Source organism: Streptomyces sp. NPDC127092 (genome assembly GCF_042722475.1).
Lineage (GTDB): Bacteria > Actinomycetota > Actinomycetes > Streptomycetales > Streptomycetaceae > Streptomyces.
This window is the reverse complement of the sequence record NZ_JBHXFE010000145.1, coordinates 532-1,368: the sequence shown is the minus strand read 5'-3', so window position 1 is coordinate 1,368 and position 837 is coordinate 532. Positions and strand designations below refer to the sequence as shown.

Below are 837 nucleotides of genomic sequence, written 5' to 3'. Positions count from 1 at the left end.
GCTCGTGGACGAGGCACAGCTCCGCGAGCCGGCGCAGGTGGACGACCTGCTGCGCATCGCCGTGCTCGACGGCGTCCCCGTGATCGCCTACGGACTGCGCACCGACTTCCGCACCCGCTCCTTCCCGGGCTCCGCGCGGCTGCTGGAGCTGGCGCACTCCCTCGAGGAGCTGAAGACCATCTGCCGGTGCGGCCGGAAGGCGGTGTTCAACACGCGCAAGGTCGTTGACCCGGCCACGGGCGCCGAGCACTTCGTGTTCGAGGGGGACCAGGTGGCGATCGACGGTGTCCAGGTGACCTACGAGTCCCTGTGCGGCACGTGCTACCTGGCGGAGTCCGGCGGTGCCCTGGGCTGAGGCGGCCATTGCCAGGCAACTGCCAGGCTGCGTGACGGCTGCGCCCATGCTCGGTTCGTACGGTGGAACCACTTCATCGAGGTGCGAGTGATGAAGGTGCGAGTGATGACAGGCGAAGGGCCCCGGTGATCCCGGGGCCCTTCGTCTGTCCTGCCACGTCCGGCATCGGCCGATCGGGTCAGAGCGAGACGAGCAGGAGCGTGCCGCCGAAGACGAGCCCCGACGCGAGCAGCACGACCGTGGTGTACCCCAGGATGTCGCGCATCTTCAGCCCGGCGATCGCCAGAAGGGGGATTGCCCAGAACGGCTGGATCATGTTGGTCCACTGGTCGCCGTAGGAGACGGCCATGATGGTGATGGCCGGGTCCACGCCGAGCGCGTCGCCGGCCTGGAGCATGATCGGGCCCTGCACGGCGAACTGTCCGCCGCCGGAGGGGACGAAGAAGTTCACGAGGCCCGCGGCCAGGAACGCCAGCAGGCCG

The 837-nt window shown here is 69.2% G+C and carries 2 protein-coding genes; one reads left to right on the top strand and one right to left on the bottom strand.

The features are described 5' to 3' along the window. The coding region (locus tag ACFWJO_RS38105; RefSeq protein WP_386872741.1) for a thymidine kinase at positions 1–355 on the top strand (355 nt) is incomplete at its 5' end. A gap of 178 nt (positions 356–533) precedes the next feature. Here the strand turns inward: ACFWJO_RS38105 and ACFWJO_RS38100 are convergent. After that, positions 534–837 (bottom strand): TIGR00366 family protein (locus ACFWJO_RS38100; protein ID WP_386872739.1); only part of this gene is annotated, 304 nt, incomplete at its 5' end.